The organism is Legionella norrlandica, from assembly GCF_000770585.1.
Lineage (GTDB): Bacteria > Pseudomonadota > Gammaproteobacteria > Legionellales > Legionellaceae > Legionella > Legionella norrlandica.
Genome location: NZ_JNCF01000002.1, coordinates 15,431 through 35,093, shown reverse-complemented (window position 1 = coordinate 35,093; position 19,663 = coordinate 15,431). Strand labels below are relative to the sequence as shown.

The window sequence follows — 19,663 nt, the reverse complement described above, 5'->3', positions numbered from 1 at the left end:
AAGCAATAAATTCTACTTGACTTAAAGTGACCTCTTATGAAACTTGCTGTGGAACAATTACGGTTAGCAATATCTTGTCGAAAGAGGTCTAAAGAAATATTTTAGCTGATAAGGTGACCTTATGGATAATACCAATACCAAGCTGTTCGTACTTGATACTAATATTTTGATGCACGATCCAACTGCTATTTACCATTTCGACGAACACGACATCTACTTGCCTATGGTAGTCCTTGAAGAATTGGATAGCCATAAAACAGGCACCTCAGAATTAGCCCGAAACGTTAGGCAAACCAACAGAATGCTAGTAGAACTAATGAGTAACGCTACCCATGATCAAATTGTCTCAGGGCTACCTATTCCCTCTTATATAAGCAACAGCAGCAATAAAAGCAGTGGGAGGTTATTTTTTCAAACGGATGAATTTGATCAAGTGGTGCCTTCGACTCTACCAGGTCATAAGGTAGACAATACAATCTTAGCTACGGCTTTAGGCTTGCAAAAAAAATATCATGGTCAAAAACAAGTTATCATAATTTCTAAAGACATCAACTTACGCATAAAAGCGGGAATACTGGGTATACATGCTGAAGATTATTATAATGACCAAGTACTTGATGATGTCAACTTACTTCATCGCGGCCTGCATATTTTAGACAATAATTTCTGGGATACTCATGCTAAAGATATCGGCTCTTGGCAAGAAAGTGGCAAAACTTTTTATAAGATAACAGGTCCTTTGGTAAACCAATGGAATCCAAATGATTGCCTCAGCACTGAAGATGATCAATTCCAAGCTGTAGTCAAAAAAATTGACGGGAATAATGCCGTAGTGCAATTAATACGCGACTATACTCAGCCCAAACACTCTGTCTGGGGGATTACTGCGAGAAACCGTGAGCAAAATTTTTCTCTAAACTTACTACTTGATCCGGAAATTGATTTTGTAACCTTACAAGGTTCAGCAGGGACAGGAAAAACATTATTAACCATTGCAGCCGGCCTAACCCAAGTCATGGATCAAAGTCGCTACAGCGAAATATTAATGACAAGAGTCACTATTCCTGTTGGAGAAGACATTGGCTTCTTACCTGGTACGGAAGAAGAAAAAATGACCCCCTGGATGGGAGCCTTAATGGACAATCTTGAGGTACTTCATAGTTCACAAGTAGGCGGTAGTTTTGGACGAGGGGCAACGCAAGATTTATTGCAAAATAAAATTAAAATTCGTTCATTAAATTTTATGCGGGGGAGAACTTTTTTAAATCGTTACATCATTATTGATGAGGCACAAAACCTTACATCCAAACAGATAAAAACTCTAGTCACAAGAGCTGGTCCTGGCAGTAAAATTATTTGTTTAGGAGATATCAAACAAATTGACACTCCTTATTTAACTGAAACTACTTCTGGATTAACCTTTGCCGTAGATCGGTTCAAAAACTGGGAACACAGTGCTCATATGACTTTAACCCGCGGAGAGCGCTCAAGACTAGCATTTTATGCAGCAGAGCATTTATAATACTTGTTTTACGAGGATTTAAAATGACCGATCAAGCGATCACCTTTGATGATGTCCTACTAGTTCCATCATATAACCATCATGAATCAAGACGAGTTGTTGCAATTAGCAATACAGACAGATTAGGGAAGCTAGCTTTAGATCTTCCTATTATTAGTGCCAATATGGACACAATTACAGAAAGTGGTATGGCTAATTTCATGCACAGTAAAGGGGCAATAGGCGCTTTACATCGGTTTATGACCATAGAAGACAATATAAAAGAATTTAAACAATGCAAAGGCCAAGTTTTTGTATCTGTGGGTTGTACTGAAACAGAATTACAACGAGCTGAAGCATTGCGAGATGCCGGAGCCGATTTCTTTTGTATTGATGTCGCACACGCTCATGCCAAATACGTAGGTAAAACTTTAAAAAGCTTGCGGCAATTATTAGGAAGCCGCTGCATCATGGCAGGAAATGTGGCTACTTATGCAGGGGCAGATTATCTTGCCTCTTGCGGTGCTGATATTATTAAGGCTGGAATTGGCGGTGGTTCGGTCTGTAGTACAAGAATTAAAACCGGCTTCGGCGTTCCTATGCTGACCTGCATCCAAGATTGCTCTCGAGCTGATCGATCTATAGTCGCCGACGGAGGGATAAAAACATCAGGTGACATTGTCAAAGCATTAGCTTTTGGCGCTGACTTTGTCATGATAGGAGGTATGTTAGCTGGTTCTACCCCTACTCCAGGAGAAGTCATTCAAAAGGATGATGGAACTAAAGTCAAACGATATAGAGGTATGGCATCCCGTGAAGCTCAAGAAGAATTCCTAGGGCAAATGCAAGAATGGAAAACTGCTGAAGGCGTTGCTACTGAGGTGCCGTTTAAAGATAATCCTGACGCCATTATTGCCGATATAGTGGGCGGATTACGTTCAGGCCTTACTTATGCTGGCTCAGACTCTATTAGTGAACTGCAAAGAAAATTAAATTATGTCCTTGTTACCCAAGCAGGACGTATAGAAAGCTTACCACACAAGTTATTGGAGCGATAAATCACAATTCTTGGTGAGCTAATATATTACTGGATTTTGGACATCTTTCAAACTCGCTGCAATGAGGGAAGTGCAAGGAGGCAAAGCACAGAACCTCAGTATACACGTTAGTATCTGAGGATTCGAGCAACCGTATCGACGCAATTTTCCATGGTAGTAGGGCTTCAGAAGAAATCTATTTTTGCACACTCTCCATGTTCATAACACTAACATGGAGAGGTACTTTTTACATATCCATCGATGGACCGGACTCCACATCTGAACTGACATCTGAGCCAGGTGATTGTGAGCCACTACCATTAACACTGCTTGAAGCGCTGTCATAGTTAGAGCTGACATCATCAAAAGATGGAGGGCCATTATTGGTATCGGGTGGAGGACTCATATCAGTTGTATCAGAACTTTGTGTTTCTTGCGTTTCTGAAGTTTGGCTACTTGTTGTATCTAAGTTTTGCGTATCGTCTGTCTCCGAAGTTTGGGAGGTTGTTGGCGTTGGGGTTGGTGTATTTGAACTTTGTGTTTGTGATGAAGATGAGTCTGAGTCTTCCGGTTTTGGATTTGACGAACCCAGTTCTTTCGCTTTTGCATCTCCGGCATCTTGTTTAACTTGCTTATCTCGCTGAGCTTCCTGAGTTTGCTTTTTATCATCTACCAGGTCTTCCTCCGCTTTATCATCTTTTGCAGATTTACTTTTAACACTCTCGAACGCCTTGTCTACAAGAGACTGGGCACCTTCTTTAATTTTATTGCCCAGATAAACAAAAGGGGAATTGAGAAAGCTTTGAATTTGCTCAACCAATTTCATATAATTTTCAAGCATCTCCTGGACATTTTTAGCAGCCTTATCTTCTTCTTTTTTATCATCTTTTTTTTCATTTCCTGGGCTGGCTTGACCTGCATTGGCTTTTAGCTGATTACCAAATTTTTCAGCTATTTTACCTACCCCCTTCCCCAGAGCACTACCTATTTTGCCTAGAGTACCCTGTTGAGAACTTGGCCCTTGAGTCTGGGAGTCTGACCCTGGATTTGGAGAACTCGGCCCCGCAGGTTTGGTAGTCGGTGGAGTTTGTGTTTTAGATTTTGGATCTTCTGCCATATTACATTACCATATTGAGTTATACACAAATTTATTATGTTATATGTAAATTATAGTACCTCATAAATATTATAAACATTTAATTAATACTCTTTTTCGAGATAGATTGTCTGGAAAAATAATCTTTTTAATTACTATATCAAAGAATGAAACTAGCCCACCTTCTGTTTAAATAATTTACATTTTTTTAACTAAACAAAAACCTAGCTCTCATTGCAGCATTTGCATCATCTTTGCGTTATAATTAGTCGTTTTATATCATGGTAGGTATCCTATAGTTATGACAAATGAACGTAAAATGTTAGTGACCAGCGCTCTTCCCTATGCCAATGGGCATTTGCATTTGGGGCATTTGGTTGAACACATTCAAACAGATATTTGGGTTCGCACTCACAAGATGTTGGATATTCTATGCATTAGTGTTTGCGGCGATGATGCTCATGGCACCCCAATTATGTTAAAAGCAGAACAGATGGGGATCACTCCAGAAGCATTAACCACTGAAATCAAACTCAGCCATGAACGTGATTTTAAAGCCTTTGCTATAGATTATGATTGTTATCACACGACTCATTCACCTGAAAATCAAACCTTGGCAACAAGCATTTACGAACAGTTGCAAGAAAATGGCGATATAGTCAAAAAAACAATTCGCCAATTTTATGACCCAGTTAAACAGATGTTTTTGCCGGATAGGTATGTTAAAGGCACTTGTCCTAAATGTGGCGCAGCCGATCAATACGGTGATAATTGTGAAGTGTGTGGCGGAACCTATTCTCCAACGGATTTAATTAACCCTGCTTCTGTTATTTCTGGCGCAAAACCTATAGAAAAAGAATCAGAACATTATTTTTTTGATTTGCCACGCTATGAAGAACTATTAAAAAATTGGACGATGACAGGTCACTTACAAACAGAAGTAACTAATAAGCTAAGGGAATGGTTTGAGGCTGGCCTAAAACAATGGGATATTTCTCGCGATGCCCCATATTTTGGCTTTCCTATACCTGGCCTCCGTGATAAATATTTTTATGTCTGGCTGGATGCCCCTATTGGCTATATGGCCAGTTTCAAAAAATATTGTGATGCACACGGCGTTTCTTTTGCTGAATTTTGGAATAAAGATTCGAAAACAGAATTGTATCATTTTGTTGGCAAGGATATCGTTTATTTTCATGCCTTATTTTGGCCTGCCATGCTAGCTGCTAGTGGTTATAGAACACCTACTGCAGTTTATACTCACGGCTTTCTAACAGTAGAAGGACAGAAAATGTCCAAATCTCGCGGCACTTTCATTGAAGCGCGAACTTATCTGAAACACTTGCACCCTGAGTACTTACGTTATTACTTCGCAGCGAAACTGAATGGGCGAGTCGATGATTTGGATTTGAATTTTGATGACTTTATCAATAGAGTTAATGCAGATCTAGTGGGCAAAGTGGTCAATATTGCCAGCCGATGTGCAGGATTCATCAATAAGCGCTTTGATAATCGCCTAAGTCAAGAGTTAAGTGATCCGAAACTATATAATGACCTGGTTAGCGTAAGAGAATCAATAATTGAAGCATTTGTTTCGAGAGATTATGCACGAGCAATAAGACAAATTATGGATTGTGCCGATAAAGTTAACCAATACATTGATGCTAATAAACCTTGGGTATTAGCTAAAGATGAAACACGACTGGCTGATGTGCATACCATATGCACAATGGGACTCAATTTATTTCGTATTTTAATCACTTATTTAAAACCAGTCCTGCCAATGATGGCAAAAGCAGCAGAACAATTTTTAAACTCAGCCCCCTTAACCTGGAGCTCCATTAATGAGCCCCTCTTGAATCATACAATTAATGACTTTCAACCTCTATTGGTCAGAGTAGAAAAAGAGAAAATTGAAGCCATGTTGGCTCAAAGTAAGGAATCCTTAATGAGCATACCCGCGAAAGAAAGCAAATCAGGGAACACTGATAATTTAATCAGCATCGAAGATTTCGCCAAGATTGATTTACGTATAGCCAAGATTATCAACGCAGAGCCCGTAGAAGGTGCCGATAAATTAATGCGCTTAAGCCTGGATCTAGGTGATACTCAAAAACAAGTTTTTGCTGGGATTAAGAATGCATACGATGCTGAAGAATTGATTGGACGTTTGACTGTAATGGTCGCTAATTTAGCACCACGCACCATGAGATTTGGTGTATCAGAAGGTATGGTATTAGCTGCAGGAGATGGTCAAGGAATTTACTTATTACAACCAGATGCAGGGGCGCTTCCCGGTATGAAGGTGAAATAATGGCTTCTGTTAAAGAAATTGACGCTTTATTACCTCAAACCCAGTGTGGTGAATGCGGCTATTCAGGTTGTTTACCCTATGCGGAAGCATTAGCTCAAGGCACAGCCCCTATTAATAAATGCCCACCTGGAGGTGTAGAGACGGTGGAAGCATTAGGGAATTTGCTGCGCATTGATACTGCCCCCTATTTAAAAGAGGCAATAGAAAATACCCGTCCTCCCTCAGTGGCTATGATACGTGAAGAAGAGTGCATTGGTTGTACCAAATGTATTAAAGCCTGCCCTGTTGACGCTATTATAGGTAGTAGCAAATTAATGCATGCGGTCATTGCCCATGAATGCACTGGATGTGGTTTATGTATAGAACCTTGCCCTGTTGATTGTATCGAAATGATTAATTTACCTACCACAGAATATGATAAGGAGTTAGCAAGGCAGCGCTTTCAGGCTAAACAAATGCGTCAAATACGCAATGAGCATGAAAAACAACAAAATTATAGAGAAAAAACAAGGCTTATAACTCATTCACACGATCGTTCTCTAGACATTCAAGCAAAACAGAATTATATTCTTCAGGCTTTAGCTCGGGTGAAAGCGAAAAAATCCCATGAATAAACAAAAATGCCAAGAAATTTTCAAACGTTTTCGCAAGCATAATCCTCATCCCACTACTGAATTGAAATACAACTCTACCTTCGAGCTGTTAATTGCCGTCATACTTTCAGCTCAAGCTACCGACGTCAGTGTCAATAAAGCCACAGCTAAATTATTCGAGGTCGCTAATACACCTCAAGGTTTCTTAGAATTAGGGCTAGATCGATTAAAAGAGTACATCAAATCCATAGGCCTATTTAACAGCAAAGCACAAAATATTATTAAAGCTTGTGCAATACTTATTGAAAAATATCATGGAGAAGTTCCCAAACAAAGAGAATCCTTAGAGGCATTACCGGGTGTTGGACGAAAAACTGCGAATGTAATTTTGAATACAGCATTTGGACAAGCGACCATAGCCGTTGATACCCATATTTTTAGAGTTGCCAATCGAATAGGAATTGCAAAAGGGAATACACCTCTAGCGGTTGAAAAAGAACTACTAAAAAAAATACCCTCTGAATTCCTGCATGATGCCCATCATTGGTTAATATTGCATGGGCGCTATGTATGCACAGCACGTAAACCACATTGCAAGGGGTGTTTAATTGTTGATCTTTGTGAATACACAGATAAAAATTTGTAAAATTTAATCACATACACATTATAAAATATTGTAATAAAGTTCAATAAAAGCGCTTTTTCCCTCTAGCATTTCTCAATTTTTATTCATAAAATGAAATCTCGCTGTAGCAGGGAGAGCGTTATGAAGTGGTTATTATCATCAGTAGTAAGTGGAGCAAAAACAATCGGGTCAAACCTCTGGGATGGAACAAAATGGGTATGGAATAATGCCTCATTATCAAAAATCTCGACCGGGTTATTCAGTTATACAGCCAATACAACCTTTCAAGTTTTAGAACAAGGTATCGCCTTACGCGATGCAATCCCCACCTTGGTAAATAACCCTCAAGCAAAAAAAATTGCTTATGGGATGGGTTACATCTTGGTCAAGGATGTGTTACCCATGGTTGCCTTAAATTTTGTAAATAATACCGCGCAAAATTATTTCAGAGATGGCTATGATGAAGACGCCGCATGGTATGCTCCTTATGCGCTATTTTTGTCAGGTTTATCTCTTGTAAATTATGCTGTTGCCGCGTTTACATGGCGGCAAGGAGCTCAAACTTTTGCCCATGTTGCAACCCTGGATTCCGTAGGTCCCCCCGCCTTTAATTCAAATAAAGAAACACTACCACATTCAATATGTGACGAATTAGATTGTAATTTTAAACGTAAATTCAAAGGATGGGGAAGAGAACCATTGATACTGCTAGGTAACAGTCTTCTGACTTCTGCGATAAAAATAGTACCCTACGTAGGTGAACCACTTGCCAAGGCAGCGAGTATTTATTTTAATGGTCGCTATATTATTCGTTTAGCCACACCAGAATTATGCGAGCGGCATAAATTCTTGGCTATGAAACCAGAATCAGTCTTAGGATTTGGCCTAACTGCCGAAGCAGCAAACATGCTAATGGATAAGGCCTTAGAATCCACCGTCGGAATGCCACCTTATTTATACTACATGGCATTACGTCATTTATTACTGTTATTTCATGTCAATGTTGCTGCTCACATGACATTACCCAAAATGGATATAAAAGACAATTCACCTTATTTGGATCCATTTACTATTTATGAACGAATCAATCGTTTTGTAGTAGATGTAATATTTTCTGGTTTGATAAAAAGAATACCGATTGACTTTAAGCCCGATAAAGATGCCAAACCCTTAATTCCTTTATCCCCAGCCTTGCAATTTGGCACTATGGTGTTAAATATGGATTTAGAGCTTGAACAAAAGCAAAAAAAAGCTCCAGGATTTTTTAGAAATGCCCTCGGCAAAGCCTATGTTTTGGTTGCCCCACCTATTTTTCAAGGAGTCGACGGTTTAATTAAGGATCCCATTGTATTTATGTACTGGCCCAACATCAGCTCAGGAGTGATTTCCGCTGTTGAATTCATAGAAAAAGTTGGGAAAACAAAGACTATGGCCACTCTGGCTTGGGCCCCTAAAACCGTAGCATCTGCAGTAAATTTTAAATTTGGAATACCCAAAAAATTGACTAAATTTGTGTTGATGCTGAGTAAAGAGGAGGATTTTTGGAATTTGGCTACCGCATTAAAATTATGGTTTGAGCGACATAGTGTAAATGGAGAAATCAAATTAGCAACAAGCTCCAATTTTACCTTAAATGGGGTAAAAGCTCTTGAGCCTACTCCAATACTTACTGAACCGCATACTTTACCGCCTCCTGAGCAACTGCATAGTGAAAGAGATAAAGAAATGGTTATCCCCGCTGATAGTTTAGTTCCCAGTAAATCTCAAAAACAACAACCTGTTCTGATTTCCTTTACTATCACCCCTGATAACTTATTCACCACAAGAAGACGAAAAGGGAATCAGGAGAATCAAGAGAGTCGAAAGGAGCAGGAAAGAGGAAAAGTAATAGGCGAGCTTAGTCTTGTACAATGAGGCCCTTGCTTTATAAAGATTTATTGAATGAAGCGAGTTATTTTTCATTTTCTTAGAATATTTGGTGCTAGCTAAGCACCAATCTTCAATGAACAATAGGGTGTTGACAATTGCATCCCATTAACTTAATCCTAAAATAGTTTCTTTCGCTTAAAAAAATACAACATAATTATTGCCAAGAGAACCATAGTTCCAAGGATCAAGGGATAACCATAACGCCAATCAAGTTCAGGCATAAATTTGAAATTCATACCATAGACACCTGCTATAAAACTTAGGGGAATAAAGATACTGGCAAACAAAGTCAGAATTTTCATAGACTCGTTCATTCGATTGTTAATTGTCGATAGATAAATATCTAGCATGCTAGCAGACATTTCCCTATGCAAATCAATAGATTCCACGAGGCGAATGCAATGATCATGCAAATCAAGAAAATATAGGCTGTATTTTTTATTTATTAACCCACTATCATCAGTTAATAATAAATGGACTATATCTCTTAAAGGGGGGATCGTTTTTCTAAGAGTGATTGTTCGTCTTTTAATAGTGTATAAGGTTCTGAGTTTTATAGTTTCTGGTTTATTAATTAATTGCTCTTCCAACGTTTCCAGCAGTTCAGCGGTGGCTTCAACAAAATTAAAATAATCATCAACAATATAATCCATTATAAGGTAAGTCAGATAATCACTGCCATGCTCTCGAGTTAAAGAATGCGTCCCATTAAGGCGGTGATAAAGAGTAGATAAGTTATATCTTGGAGATTCCCTGAATGTTAACAAGAGCTTATGCTTGATTATTAAGCTGAATTGTTCAGTATTATAAGTTAAGAGATCTGATGAAGATTGCAATAACTTAAAAACAACAAAAATAGAATCTTCAATTACATCCACTTTGGGTCTTTGTTTAGTATTAAGTAAATCCTCGATAATTAAGGGATGAATACTATAGAATGAACAAATTTTTGTGATTTTCTCTATATCAGCAAGCCCTGAAATATCTATCCAGATATTTTTTCCTGCATCAAAAGCTTCCTTTACCTGCTGTTCGTCAAATAACTCCAGAACTTTATAATGGAATTTATCATAAATATGTATAAGAACCTGGGTTGGTTGAGGCGGTTGCTCGCCTACATATACTGCAGTTCCAGGTAACAACCCTGTTTTTGCCGAAGCCTCTTTTTTATGATTGCTCATGAGATGCTCTCATTTCATGCCTTAGGAATTTATTATTTTAGACTCTTTCGAAACTCTGCAAAGCAAGAAGCGCAAAATTAGAGTGCGCCATTCTCCTTTGCAATAGAGTTTCTCAAAAACTTTCTATTATTAAATTATCATTTAGTTATGATTCAAGTCGATAGTTTTCGTTTGTCTTGCTAAGATAAGGACTATGGTGCTATATTTGCGAGCTGATTAACCTAATAAGGGACAATATTTGTCTGTGGATTAATATTATAAAAGGAACCAATAACCTTATAGTCAATCCTTTTCAGCAGTAACCGTTCAGGGTACAAAATTTGAATCTTGGTGGAAAGCCAAGGTTGCGTCCAGTTTTTCGCGCAAGATGGAACCCAATTGGGCACTCTGCCGATAACGCGTGAACAGTTACTATCAATAAGATAGGATTAGTTAGTATATTAGGAAGCTCGCATCGCATGAATCAGTCTTTGTTTCCGCAACAATCACCAGGTTTTATATTCATTGCTGTGAGTATGATAACTTGCCTGATATTACTGATTAATATTTCTTTTAAAATCGTTCTACTTGACGGGCTTATATTTGCAATCAGCAGTTTAATTTGTCCCTTAATTGCAACTTTATACTTATTTGCATTAAGGAACTGTACATTTAAAGAACAGCGCCATCTACTCAATATTTGTCTGATTACTCTATATATGTTTTGTATTGGAGTTTATGTGCTTGTTAATTTACCTGCTGCCGAATACATGAATGATAATCCGGTATATCAGGTTATTTTTGAGGACATCCCCAAAAAGTTTTTCGCTACAACTATTGCATTTGCACTGAGTTTTTACCTCCCCCACCTGTTGTTTTGTAGCAAATCTAATAGGGTTTTGTCTACACCCAAACAATGCGTATTATTGGCTTTATTGGGAGGAATCAGCTTTTTTTGCCTGGATTTTTATCTTTTATTTTATACACCGCATGCACATAGCTTTAAACAAATTTTTATTGATTCTCTTCTGATTGTCTCTCTTTTGCTTCTAATCATTGGTGTAATTTATTTGACATTTTTGCTAAATGACAAGGTATTAGCTCAGACTTCCCCTTTCCCCGGATTCAACATACAAACCACGGGATACCATCATAAGACAGTGAGCCATTGCAACGACAAGCGCTGCCAAGATAAGACAATAATAACAAATTCTGAAGGATCTTTTTTTCCAATTTACCAATACTTGATTTGCTTTACCGTGACCGTGATGTTGATAAGTCTAGCCTGTGAATACCGACTTATAGCAGTAAGTAAAGACACCATCTTGTCAGCCAGCTGTATCTTTTTTCCTATTACTATGATAATTAGTTCAATAGTAGGTGAGTTATGGGGTTATCATGCCAATCTAAAATTAGCCTTGGCTCTTCTTGCAGCGCAATTCGTTTTTGACATTTTATTAATAGCAACTGTTGCCTTACCCTCCCCTCCTTTTTTTAATTTAAATCCTTTTTATAATTTCATTATGCCTAGGAGATTATCGGCAGCCTCCCTCTCCTTATTTGTTACTTTCCTTAGTAATGCAATGATGTTGCATTACTTAAAGCGTTCAAAGTGGCAAATTAATAAGCCAGTGCGGATAGCAGTTGCTAATATAGTGGCCAATTCCTTATTATGCCTCGTTGATTATAGTTTGTTATACGGTGGCATCTATTCTTATGAACAAATCATTAATTTAGCTATTAATGTTTGGCAGTATAAGTTATTAACTACATTAATTTCTCTTCCTCTTATTATATGGGCATGCAAGGCTTTAGAAAAAAATTATTCATTAGTTATGCAACCTAATTCCCATATTACACTATCTTCTAAGTGATCTCGTACTCGCCACTTTGTAGCGACGACTAATCAAAATCATACCCTACAGAACTCTTTTATTTAGTCCTCTTGACCTCTCTTAGACGGTCTTTTCCAGCCATAAATGGTTTTTTGTCGTGATTCAGTTAAAGTCAATTCGTCAGGGGGTACATTTCTACGTATAGTACTACCTGCACCTATTGTAGCATTAGCACCTACTGTAACTGGAGCCACTAATTGTGTATCGGATCCGATAAAAACACCGTCCTCTATAATAGTTTGATGCTTATTAACCCCATCATAGTTACAAGTAATAGTACCTGCGCCAACATTCACATTTTTACCTAATTTGACATCTCCCAGATAACTTAGATGACTGGCTTTAGTGCCTTCATCAAAAATAGCTTTCTTGGTTTCTACAAAATTGCCAATTTTACAATGTGCAGCCAATTGTGTCCCTGAGCGAAGCGCGCAAAAGGCCCTATATGACAACCCTCTGCAATCTCGCATCCTTCTAATAGACTGTTGGCGTAAACTTCACATCCATCTCCCAAAGTAACATTGGTTAAACTGCAATTGGGGCCTATTTTGCATCTATCACCGAGAATAACCTTACCCGTAAAGACACAATTAATATCGATATACACATCCTTGCCACAATACAATTCACCCCTCAAATCAAAGCGGTTGGCATCCGCTATAGTAACCCCTTCCTCCATTAATTGATTAGCAACCCTTTGTTGCCAAACCCGTTCCAATTGCTGTAGTTGCAACCGATTATTAATACCTTGGATTTCATAACAATTTTTTGCAGTTAATGAAGTAATCGGTGTTTTGCTTTTTACAGCCAGTGAGATTATTTCAGTTAGATAATATTCGCCTTGAGCATTATCATTGGTTAGCTGGGGTAACCATTGTTGTAAACTACTGGCCAGAGTGCAGCAAATACCCGTATAAATTTCTTTTATATTCTTTTCTTGCTCATTTGCATCCTTTTCTTCTACAATGCTATAAATTTCACCTTGGTTATTTCTGAGAATACGCCCAAGTCCACTTGGATTTTCAAGCTCTGCAACCAAGAGTGCTAAAACAGAATGCTCTGTATTGTGAGGTTGGCTGCATTCAATCAATGATTGAAGTGTCTCTACTTGAATCAGTGGGACATCCGCAGATAAAACCAGAACACGTGCATCAGCTGGGATATGAGGTAAAGCCTGTAATACAGCATGGCCAGTTCCTAATTGCTTTGCCTGATGCACCCAATGAACAGGTAGATCAGGGAGTGAATTTCTTATTTGTTCACCCCCGTGACCATAAATAACATGAATTGCATCAGGATTAAGCTGTTGGGCTGTTTCCACTACCCGGGTTAACATGGGCTTACCAGCTAAATGGTGAAGGACTTTGGGCACATCCGAATACATTCTTTTACCTTGCCCTGCGGCTAAAATAATAATTTGTAAATTCATGAGATTTGTGTTTTCCTAAGTTAAGCATCATAACGGTGTCGATTTAAACAGTCTGACCCAATGTTATGAATGATGTAAAGAGCTATATGATAAATAAGTTGCAGTTAAAGGAGTAGAGCAATGACAATATTTCTATTGGTTTTAAAGAAATTAATAAAAGAGAAATTAAGCGCGTTATCTGGCAGTTTAGACAGCAAATCAAAATCTTTGATTCACAACAGAGAGCTGTCAAAAGATCAGAAAGGAGTTATTGATACATTAGAAGAAAAGATTACACGTTTTGATGGCACGAATAATGATCATGATGATTTGCAAAAAATTATTAAAAAACTTGAAAAAGCTCGGGTGTCAATTCAATCGCTTAGAGAGAGTTACTCTGAACCGAGAGATGAAGGAGAAACAATATCATGTCTGAACAATTTGCGAAATCATTCCACAGGATTTTTCGATAAGTTAGCTTCTTTTAAATTCAAGCTATTAGATAAATCCTATTCAGAGACTCCTGAATATATAGTATATTATCACGCCGCTGTTTATTTAGGTGATGAAATATTTACCCCTAAACCAGGCATTGACATTAGTATTAGAAATCAAAAAGAAGACCAGGTGGCCAAAAGACTTCAGTCTTTAAGTGAGCTAATTAAATCCAATTACAATCTGGAAGAACAAAGAGAACGGGCATTACAAGTTCTCAGCGATCTTGCCGCAGACAATAAAAAGATTATTAAAAAAGATGAATCGTCTCTCCCATCCTTTAGCCTTTTTTGGGGCGCTTCTATAGTGGCACCAGCCGAATTGTTTTCAGCAAGAGAAGGGCGTTTTGGTGATGAATTTAATATGGCAAACCGTCGAATTAAAGCCATGACTGAGAAGCAATTTAAGCCGTCAGTAATACAACAAGTAGAAAAAAAACCTGAATTAAAACAAGAAGGTATAAAAAAATCAGATCAAGAGCATGATGAGGATGAGGAAAACTCCTCTCAACCTGCTCATACAATGTAAGCTTTGCTTTACCCGGATTGCGGCATCGTCTAATCCGGGCAATGGCTTAACGCTGGTGAAAAATGTCCGAGTCCTGTAACTCCCCACACAAACTGGTTTCAATCAATTTTTTAACCTCAGGGATAGCCAGATTTTTACTTAATAAATACAATAACTTGCAATGGGCTGCTTCCGGAGTCATATCATGGCCGCTAATCAAACCAGCCTCCTTTAAAGTATGGCCTGTTGCATATTGATTCATTTCCACCTTACCCTGATGGCATTGAGTACAATTAATAATAATCACACCCCTCTCACAAGCTTCTTTCAGTAAATGCAAAAACTTGGGATCATTGTTTTGAGCGTTCCCGGCCCCATAAGTTTCCAGTATTAATCCACGTAAAGGTTGATTCAATATATATTCAAGGACATCTGAAGCAAAACCAGGGAACAACCTAAAGTTGGCAATGAAATGTGGCGTAATTGTCTGCAAATGAAATGGGGCTTTGGGGCGTGGTAGTAAAAGGTGTCGTTGCAACTCTATCTCTATGCCTATGGCGGCCAAATGGGGATAGTTAGGTGAATCGAAAGCATTGAAACGTTGAGCGCTAATCTTTTGAGTACGATTCCCTCTAAGTAAACGCTGATTAAAATAGATGCATACTTCGTGAATGGGTTGATGAGCACTAAGCCATAAAGAAGTAATGACATTATCTGTGGCATCATTTCTGATTTCAGACAGAGGAATCTGAGAACCAGTCACTATGACAGGTTTACCTAAGTGTTCCAACATAAAAGACAAAGCAGAAGCAGTATAGGCCATGGTATCAGTACCATGTAAAACAACAAATCCATCAAATTGATCATATTCATGTGCGATATCTCTGGCAATCCTGTTCCACTCCGTTACAGTCATGTTAGAAGAATCCAGCAATGGTTGGTATTCTTTTATAACGTATTCCGGCATGTCTTTATGTTTCAAAGCCGGAATTTCTGCCAGAGCTTTTTGTACAAATCCTGGCGAAGGCTCATAGCCATGCGATTTTTTTATGCTACTAATAGTGCCGCCAGTATTTATGATTAAGATTCGTTTTTTCATAAAGATTTTTAATCAATGATTTATTATTGTTTTGGTAATTATAGCGAAAACTTAGCTAGTTATACCAATAACAACTGGTTTTATAATTTACTGCTCTTTAATCCGCTCCCTTATAGTCATGGCTCGGCTTGATCATAATCAGAGCCATAACCATTAGGAAGTGATAATAAATGGATTTTTTAAATACAGTCTCAAGCAAACCAGGAGGCATCATGACGAACTATTTTTGACCTATAATTAATCAAAAAATATAATATAAAAACAGAGACTAATTTTGTCCTAATAATATTTACAGATTTAATTGTAAGCTCTTGTACTTTGTGAAAAAATCAAGTTATTAACGGTTTAGTCTAAGCAATGACATCATGGTGATCGATCGCGCCGGTTATCGTTTGAATGTAGGTATCATCCTCGTTAACGATTCCGATAGAGTTTTTTGGGGAAGACGAAGTGGGCATGATGCTTGGCAATTCCCACAAGGTGGATTAGCACCTGGTGAAACCGCTATGGAAGCAATGTATCGTGAATTGCATGAAGAAGTAGGTTTGGATAAAAGCGATGTTGAAGTGCTAGGATCAACAAGACGTTGGTTAAAATACCGACTCCCAAAACAATACTTGCGACATGGCAGCGAGCCTTTGGTTATAGGCCAAAAGCAAAAATGGTATTTGTTAAAACTTAAAACAAATGATCAAAAGGTAAGATTGGATTTGAGCGATTCTCCTGAATTTGATAGCTGGCGTTGGGTAGATTTTCACGAGCCTGAAAAGCAAGTTATCTTTTTTAAGAGACAAGTCTATACTCAAGCTTTAAAGGAATTAGAACCTTTATTGAAAAAAGAACGCCGTACACCTTACGGCTTGAAACGAAAAAGAGGCAATCATAGAGGCTAGATGCTTAAAGTACTTAAACGGATAGTTCAAGATGTTACCGCTGCTAGTGATTTAAAAGAGGCACTTGGCATTTTGGTACAGCGTATTATTAAAGCCATTAATGCTGAGGCCGTTTCCGTTTACCTTATTGATAATAAAAATGCGGAGTATGTATTAATAGCCACTGAGGGTTTGAACAAGCAAGCAGAATTTAGGGTCCGAATCGCTCTTGATTGTGGATTGATAGGTTTAATAGGACGAAGAGAGGAACCTATCAATGTTGAAGATGCACCCTCTCATCCTGATTTTTATCATAACCCATTAATCGGCGAAGATCATCTGAAAGCGTTTTTGGGTGTCCCCATTATTCAGCATAGGAAATTATATGGTGTTCTCGTTGTTCAACAACTTGAGCAACGTTATTTTGACGATGCAGAAGAATCATTTCTTATCACCTTGGCTGCTCAATTAGGGGGAATCATTGCTCATGCTGAAGCAACGGGGGAATTGGCAGAATTAACCCAACCTAAAAAGCCCGTCGGGGTAGCTAAAGCAGAATCCTCTCATGCAGCTTTGACTGGAATAGGTAGTGTTCCCGGTATAGGAATTGGCACAGCAGTAGTAGTATATCCTCCTGCCGATATTGATGCGGTGCCTCGGAATCCTGTGGAAGAACTGGAAGATGAGATTACAGCGTTTTATGAAGCGTTGGAAACAGCACGCGATGATATGAAACGTTTAAGTAAACGCATGAAAGAAACTGTTGCCGAAGAAGAGCATGCTCTATTTGATGTTTATTTAAGAATTTTGGATAAAGACAGCTTGGGTGCGGAAGTAGAACACGTCATTCGCGAAGAGCGAATCAGTGCTCAAGCGGCTTTAGCCACAGTAATCAAGAAACACGTGCAGCAATTTGAAAGCATGGGAGATGATTATTTTCGCGAACGAGCCAGTGATTTTCGCGATCTCGGTCGGAGAGTTTTAGCGGAATTGCAACGTTCTCAACGCGAAGAAATTATTTACCCCAAACGGACAATTTTAATTGGTGAAGAAGTTACTGCAGCAGCATTAGCAGAAGTTCCAGAAGGTCAATTGGCTGGGGTTGTTTCAGCCAAGGGCTCTAATAACTCTCATGTCGCTATTTTAGCCAGAGCACTTGGGGTTCCTACGGTCATGGGCTTGCGTGGTTTAAAGGTAGAATTGGTATCAAGACGTGCTTTAATTATTGATGGTTACTATGGTCATGTCTATGTTTCCCCCACCAAATCATTGCTAGCTGAATTTAAACAATTAGCTCAAGAAGAACAAGAATTAAATCAAAGCCTAGTAAGCTTGCGTGACAAACCAGCAGAAACCATTGATAGCTATAGAGTTTCCCTACAAGTCAATACTGGTTTAGCTATGGACGCGGGTTTGTCTATGAGTGTTGGAGCAGAGGGTGTGGGATTATATCGCTCGGAAGTGCCTTTCATGAGCCGTGATCGCTTCCCATCTGAAGATGAGCAAACCATCATTTACCGACAAACTCTTAAAGCCTTTGCCCCTCGTTTGGTCACCATGCGAACATTAGATATCGGTGGCGATAAAGTTCTACCCTATTTTCCTGTGGAAGAAGAAAATCCTTATTTGGGATGGAGAGGAATCAGGATAACACTTGACCATCCTGATGTTTTCTTGATGCAAGTTCGGGCAATGATACGGGCCAGTGAAGAATTAGATAATTTGCGTATTATGCTACCAATGGTTACTACCCTTAGCGAAGTAGAAGAAGCTGTTTATTTGATTGAGCAAGCATTTGAAGAATTGGTAGAGGAAGGATGTAAAATAGTTAAACCTAAGATTGGAGTTATGATTGAAGTGCCTGCTGCTGCTTATTTAGCACGCGAAATGGCGAAAAGAGTCGACTTTATTTCAGTAGGCAGTAACGACCTAACTCAATATTTATTAGCGGTAGATAGAAATAATGCTCGTGTCGCTGGGCTTTACGATCCACTACACCCTGCTATGCTGCGTATGCTACTTAAGATAGTAGAAGGAGGACATGCGGCAGGAGTGGAAGTTAGTATCTGCGGGGAAATGGCTAGCGATCCTTTGGCGGTCATCTTGCTAATCGCTATGGGCTTTGACACATTAAGCATGAACTCGGCAAGCTTACCAAGGGTAAAATGGGTTATACGTAATTTTGCTATTGCGAATGCCCGTAAAATCTTAGCGGAAGTTCTTGAATTTGAGCATCCTGCTGAAATAAGGTTCCATTTGCAAAAAGCCTTAGAAGATGAAGGATTAGGAGGATTAATAAGAGCAGGAAAATCATAATGTCGGCTGAGTTGTTAGTTAATGGAATAATTTATATTACCATTGGCGCTTTTGCTGGGATAATGGCTGGAGCCTTAGGGGTTGGCGGCGGTTTAGTTGTGGTACCTGGCTTGGCTTATATTTTTCAACATTCGCAAATTATTCCTGCCGATGCCGTTATGCATGTTGCTGCAGGTTGCTCTTTGACTGTGATGATTTTTACTTCCTACGCTTCCTTAAAAGCACATAACAAGATGGATGAAATATTGCTGCCTATTTTTAAGAAATTATGGCCTGGATTAATGTTTGGGACTGTTTTTGGTGCCCTAATAGCTTCTGTGATTTCAACTAATTTGTTAAAAATAATATTTGGGCTATTTTTGATTGCTATAGCCATTAAAATGTTTCTAGATGGGCATGTAAGTCATTCTGATCAGTTCCCAGGACATTGGGTTAATGCCTTATTAAGCTCCGCCATTGGCTCCGTCTCTGGTCTTTTGGGTGTTGGCGGCGGGGTAATGGTTATCCCCTATCTCACTTATTGTGGGGTACCCATCAGAAAAATTCCAGCCATATCGAATTTAGGTACATTCGTTGTTGGAATAGTAGGAACAATCATGTTTATGATTACCGGTACTCTGGAAATGCCAAAAATATCATATTCTTGGGGGTATATCTATTGGCCTGCTGTTTTAGGAGTAACAATACCCAGCACACTGATTGCACCCTTGGGAGTAAAATTAAATTATATTTTACCTATAAACTATTTAAGATATGGCTTTATTGTGATTTTATTTATAACAGCAATTCATATGTTACTGTGAAGGAAATTAGAGC

At 38.6% G+C, this 19,663-nt stretch carries 14 protein-coding genes and 1 pseudogene; 11 read left to right on the top strand and 4 right to left on the bottom strand.

The window, feature by feature from the left end:
• Positions 1-121: 121 nt before the first annotated feature.
• Positions 122-1,522: a PhoH family protein gene (locus tag OK13_RS00755; RefSeq protein ID WP_035886496.1), complete on the top strand. Its 1,401-nt coding sequence runs from the start codon at positions 122-124 to the stop codon at positions 1,520-1,522.
• 23 nt (positions 1,523-1,545) lie between these two features.
• The gene (locus OK13_RS00750; protein ID WP_035886494.1) at positions 1,546-2,559 is read left to right on the top strand and encodes a guanosine monophosphate reductase; all 1,014 of its coding nucleotides are present in this window, start codon (positions 1,546-1,548) and stop codon (positions 2,557-2,559) included.
• 226 nt (positions 2,560-2,785) lie between these two features.
• Here OK13_RS00750 and OK13_RS00745 read toward each other — a convergent pair whose 3' ends face one another.
• Positions 2,786-3,655, bottom strand: coding sequence for a hypothetical protein (locus OK13_RS00745; protein WP_035886491.1), 870 nt, complete (start codon positions 3,653-3,655; stop codon positions 2,786-2,788).
• A 280-nt stretch (positions 3,656-3,935) separates the two neighbouring features.
• On the opposite strand from OK13_RS00745, the gene metG reads away from it, so the two are divergent.
• The 4 genes from metG to OK13_RS00725 all read left to right on the top strand — a co-directional run bounded on the left by metG (position 3,936) and on the right by OK13_RS00725 (position 9,080).
• Positions 3,936-5,948: a methionine--tRNA ligase gene (gene metG, locus OK13_RS00740; RefSeq protein WP_035886485.1), complete on the top strand. Its 2,013-nt coding sequence runs from the start codon at positions 3,936-3,938 to the stop codon at positions 5,946-5,948.
• A complete protein-coding gene (locus OK13_RS00735; RefSeq protein WP_035886478.1) occupies positions 5,948-6,562 on the top strand; it encodes an RnfABCDGE type electron transport complex subunit B in 615 nt (204 codons plus the stop codon). The genes metG and OK13_RS00735 overlap by 1 nt, the downstream gene beginning before the upstream one ends.
• On the top strand, positions 6,555-7,187 hold the full coding sequence (nth, locus tag OK13_RS00730; protein WP_035886471.1) for an endonuclease III: 633 nt from the start codon (positions 6,555-6,557) through the stop codon (positions 7,185-7,187). The genes OK13_RS00735 and nth overlap by 8 nt, the downstream gene beginning before the upstream one ends.
• Positions 7,188-7,307: 120 nt before the next feature.
• Positions 7,308-9,080 carry a hypothetical protein gene (locus tag OK13_RS00725; protein WP_052117506.1) on the top strand — a complete coding sequence of 591 codons (1,773 nt, stop codon included), beginning with the start codon at positions 7,308-7,310 and terminating at the stop codon, positions 9,078-9,080.
• Positions 9,081-9,211: 131 nt separating this feature from the next.
• On the opposite strand, the gene corA is transcribed toward OK13_RS00725, so the two are convergent.
• Entirely contained in the window at positions 9,212-10,276 is a 1,065-nt protein-coding gene (gene corA, locus OK13_RS00720; protein ID WP_035886470.1) for a magnesium/cobalt transporter CorA, read from the bottom strand.
• A 458-nt stretch (positions 10,277-10,734) separates the two neighbouring features.
• Here corA and OK13_RS00715 point away from each other — a divergent pair, with 458 nt between their 5' ends.
• Positions 10,735-12,129 (top strand): VUT family protein, encoded by a 1,395-nt coding sequence (locus OK13_RS00715; protein ID WP_035886469.1) that lies wholly within the window; start codon positions 10,735-10,737, stop codon positions 12,127-12,129.
• 62 nt (positions 12,130-12,191) lie between these two features.
• On the opposite strand, the pseudogene glmU reads toward OK13_RS00715, so the two are convergent.
• Positions 12,192-13,579, bottom strand: a pseudogene (glmU, locus tag OK13_RS00710) (bifunctional UDP-N-acetylglucosamine diphosphorylase/glucosamine-1-phosphate N-acetyltransferase GlmU).
• Between the two features lie 120 nt (positions 13,580-13,699).
• On the opposite strand from glmU, the gene OK13_RS00705 reads away from it, so the two are divergent.
• Positions 13,700-14,581, top strand: coding sequence for a hypothetical protein (locus OK13_RS00705; RefSeq protein WP_035886468.1), 882 nt, complete (start codon positions 13,700-13,702; stop codon positions 14,579-14,581).
• Between the two features lie 46 nt (positions 14,582-14,627).
• Here OK13_RS00705 and ansA read toward each other — a convergent pair whose 3' ends face one another.
• Positions 14,628-15,659: an asparaginase gene (gene ansA / locus OK13_RS00700; protein ID WP_035886467.1), complete on the bottom strand. Its 1,032-nt coding sequence runs from the start codon at positions 15,657-15,659 to the stop codon at positions 14,628-14,630.
• Positions 15,660-16,024: 365 nt separating this feature from the next.
• Between ansA and OK13_RS00695 the strand changes: the two genes are divergently transcribed.
• Genes OK13_RS00695 through OK13_RS00685 form a run of 3 tightly spaced genes read left to right on the top strand, consistent with a single transcriptional unit; the run spans position 16,025 to position 19,650 of the window.
• The gene (locus tag OK13_RS00695) at positions 16,025-16,552 is read left to right on the top strand and encodes an RNA pyrophosphohydrolase (protein WP_035886466.1); all 528 of its coding nucleotides are present in this window, start codon (positions 16,025-16,027) and stop codon (positions 16,550-16,552) included.
• Positions 16,553-18,847 carry a phosphoenolpyruvate--protein phosphotransferase gene (gene ptsP, locus OK13_RS00690; protein WP_035886465.1) on the top strand — a complete coding sequence of 765 codons (2,295 nt, stop codon included), beginning with the start codon at positions 16,553-16,555 and terminating at the stop codon, positions 18,845-18,847.
• The gene (locus OK13_RS00685; protein ID WP_035886464.1) at positions 18,844-19,650 is read left to right on the top strand and encodes a sulfite exporter TauE/SafE family protein; all 807 of its coding nucleotides are present in this window, start codon (positions 18,844-18,846) and stop codon (positions 19,648-19,650) included. Before ptsP ends, OK13_RS00685 begins: the two co-directional genes overlap by 4 nt.
• Positions 19,651-19,663: the final 13 nt, after the last annotated feature.